This is a genomic window from Streptomyces sp., from assembly GCF_031178505.1.
GTDB lineage: Bacteria > Actinomycetota > Actinomycetes > Streptomycetales > Streptomycetaceae > Streptomyces > Streptomyces gulbargensis.
Genome location: NZ_JAPSIW010000838.1, coordinates 1 through 2,892, shown reverse-complemented (window position 1 = coordinate 2,892; position 2,892 = coordinate 1). Strand labels below are relative to the sequence as shown.

The 2,892-nt window shown below is 71.9% G+C and carries 4 protein-coding genes; 1 reads left to right on the top strand and 3 read right to left on the bottom strand.

What is annotated here, in order from left to right; translation table 11 throughout:
- Positions 1 to 93: 93 nt before the first annotated feature.
- The gene (locus tag RIF68_RS33195) at positions 94 to 1,332 is read right to left on the bottom strand and encodes a HAMP domain-containing sensor histidine kinase (RefSeq protein ID WP_309055157.1); all 1,239 of its coding nucleotides are present in this window, start codon (positions 1,330 to 1,332) and stop codon (positions 94 to 96) included.
- Positions 1,333 to 1,337: 5 nt separating this feature from the next.
- Positions 1,338 to 1,991 carry a response regulator transcription factor gene (locus RIF68_RS33190; protein WP_030211224.1) on the bottom strand — a complete coding sequence of 218 codons (654 nt, stop codon included), beginning with the start codon at positions 1,989 to 1,991 and terminating at the stop codon, positions 1,338 to 1,340.
- Between the two features lie 449 nt (positions 1,992 to 2,440).
- Here RIF68_RS33190 and RIF68_RS33185 point away from each other — a divergent pair, with 449 nt between their 5' ends.
- A complete protein-coding gene (locus RIF68_RS33185) occupies positions 2,441 to 2,611 on the top strand; it encodes a hypothetical protein (protein ID WP_309055153.1) in 171 nt (56 codons plus the stop codon).
- Between the two features lie 96 nt (positions 2,612 to 2,707).
- On the opposite strand, the gene RIF68_RS33180 is transcribed toward RIF68_RS33185, so the two are convergent.
- A partial coding sequence (locus RIF68_RS33180) for an inositol monophosphatase family protein (protein ID WP_375165774.1) occupies positions 2,708 to 2,892 on the bottom strand: 185 nt, incomplete at its 5' end.

Sequence of the window (2,892 nt, the reverse complement as noted above, 5' to 3'; positions counted from 1 at the left end):
CCCCTCACCCTGTGATCGATCACACATGCGTGTCTCAGCATCAGAGCTCGGGAATTCCGCGCAAAGCGAACGGAACCGGTCGCGCGCACTGTGTCACATCGGCAGGGTGACTCGCATCACGAGGCCGCCGCCCTCGCGGGGCTCCGCGATGATACGGCCGCCGTGGGCCCGGGCCACGGACCGGGCGATCGACAGGCCGAGGCCGACGCCCTTGTCGCTGCCGGTGCGCTCCTGGCGGAGCCGGCGGAAGGGCTCGAAGAGGTTGTCGATCTCGTACGCGGGGACCACGGGGCCCGTGTTCGAGACGACGAGGACCGCCTGGCCGTGGGCCGTCTCGGTGGTCACCTCGACCCATCCGCCCTCGGGCACGTTGTACCGCACGGCGTTCTGGAGCAGGTTCAGGGCGATCCGTTCCAGCAGGACGCCGTTGCCCTGGACGACGGCCGGGGCGCGTTCGCCGCGGATCTCGACCCCCTTGGCGCACGCCTCGGCGTGCGTCTGGTCGATCGCGCGGGAGGCCACCTCCGCGAGGTCGACCGCCTTGCGGTCGATGATCTGGTTGTCGCTCCTGGCGAGCAGGAGCAGGCCCTCCACCAGCTGCTCGCTGCGCTCGTTGGTGGCGAGGAGGGTCTTGCCGAGCTGCTGGAGCGCCACGGGGGCCTCCGGGTCGGAGATGTGGATCTCCAGGAGGGTGCGGTTGATGGCGAGCGGCGTACGGAGTTCGTGCGAGGCGTTGGCGACGAACCGCTGCTGGGCACTGAAGGCCCGTTCCAGGCGCTCCAGCATCTCGTCGAAGGTGTCGGCGAGCTCCTTCAGCTCGTCGTCGGGGCCGTCGAGCTCGATCCGCCGGGCCAGGTCGGAGCCGGCCACCTGGCGGGCGGTCCGGGTGATCCGGCCGAGCGGCGAGAGGACCCGGCCCGCCATGGCGTAGCCGAAGGCGAAGGCGATGATGCTCAGGCCCAGGAGGGCGAAGAGGGAGCGGCGCAGCAGGTCGTCCAGGGCCCGGTCGGTCTGGTGGCGCAGGCAGATGGAGACGGCGTCGTTGAACTGGTCGCCGGTGCCCGTGTCGGGCAGCACGCACCAGGAGGTGGTGGGCTGCACCTCGCCCTTGACGATTTTGAACGGGAGCTGGGCCGCGCTGTCGCTCAGCGCCTGCGCGGTGAAGAGGTAGATGATCGACAGCAGCAGGATGCCGGCGATCAGGAACATGCCGCCGTAGAGCAGCGTGAGCCGTATGCGGATGGTCGGGCGCAGCAGGGGGCGGACGGGGTCCCGGGGGTCCCAGGTCGGCTTGGGCGGCGCCTGGGGGTGGGGCGCGGGGGTGGTTCCCATGGGCGTCAGATCCGGTAGCCGGAGCCGGGGACGGTGACGATCACGGGGGGTTCGCCCAGCTTGCGGCGCAGGGTCATGACCGTGACCCGGACGACGTTGGTGAACGGGTCGGTGTTCTCGTCCCAGGCCTTCTCCAGGAGCTGCTCGGCGGAGACCACGGCGCCCTCGCTGCGCATGAGGACCTCCAGGACGGCGAACTCCTTGGGAGCCAGCTGGACCTCGCGGCCGTCGCGGAAGACCTCGCGGCGGTTGGGGTCGAGCTTGATGCCGGCGCGCTCCAGGACGGGCGGGAGCGGCACGGTGGTGCGCCGGCCGAGGGCGCGGACGCGGGCGGTCAGCTCGGTGAAGGCGAAGGGCTTGGGGAGGTAGTCGTCGGCGCCCAGCTCCAGGCCCTCGACGCGGTCGCTGACGTCGCCGGAGGCGGTGAGCATCAGCACGCGGGTGGGCATGCCGAGCTCGACGATCCTGCGGCAGACGTCGTCGCCGTGGACGAGGGGCAGGTCGCGGTCGAGGACGACGACGTCGTAGTCGTTGACGCCGACGCGTTCCAGGGCGGCCGCGCCGTCGTACACGACGTCGACGGCCATGGCCTCCCGGCGCAGTCCGGTGGCCACGGCATCGGCGAGCAGCTGCTCGTCCTCGACGACGAGTACGCGCACGTCGTGATCCTTCCTTCGGGTCCTGGTCCGAGGCGGGGACCAGGGGTGGTTCTGAACGGTCCCGCTGGGGCCCGGGCACTGACTGTGCGGTGTCCATCCTGCCCCGTTCGCGCGTAAACCGGCTGTAAGACGGGGTGCGGACGGGGAGGGGGCCCGGCGTCGGGGAACGCGGGGACGCGGGCCGGAGGGGCGGCGGCGGGCGGAGGGCGAGGGTCCGGTGAACGGGTGGTGGCGCTCCGGGGCGTGCTCGGTGGCCGCGAAGAATTCGCCTGATTCGCGGGTCAGTTGAGGTTTCTCTGAGGAAACGGCTGGGGAGGAGGTGTGCACACCCCGCGATCACAGCTGAAGGTGGCACGTCGTCCGCCACTCTCTGTCCCCCAGAGCTCACAGCGTGTGATCCACCCCACCGGCACACCCGTGCCACCGGACCCATGACGAGGGGGCGCACGATGGACGCTTTCACCGCAGGACTGCTGCACCGCATCAGGACCACGCAGTCGGACCTCACGCGGGCCCGCGAGACGGGCGACGACTTCCTCGCGGACGTCGAGCAGGCGGAGCTGGACGACCTGCACCGCCTGGCCGCCGAGCACGGCGTGGAGGTCGCCCCGGGCGTCTGACGCCCACGGACCCGTGCGAGGGCCCCGGAGCCACCACCGGCTCCGGGGCCCTCGCGCTTCCGGCTCCCCGCCTTCGCGCGGACGGCTCACGGCCGCTCAGTCGTGCCAGGCCCCGTGCTCCTCCAGCAGCTCCTGGAGGGGGGCGAAGAGGCCAGGAGGGGCCGCCACGACCAGCTCCCCGGACTCGGGCTCGCCCGGCCGGCCGCCGGTCAGCGCACCGGCCTCACGGGCGATCAGGGCACCCGCCGCGAGGTCCCAGGGGTTCAGCCCTCGCTCGTAGT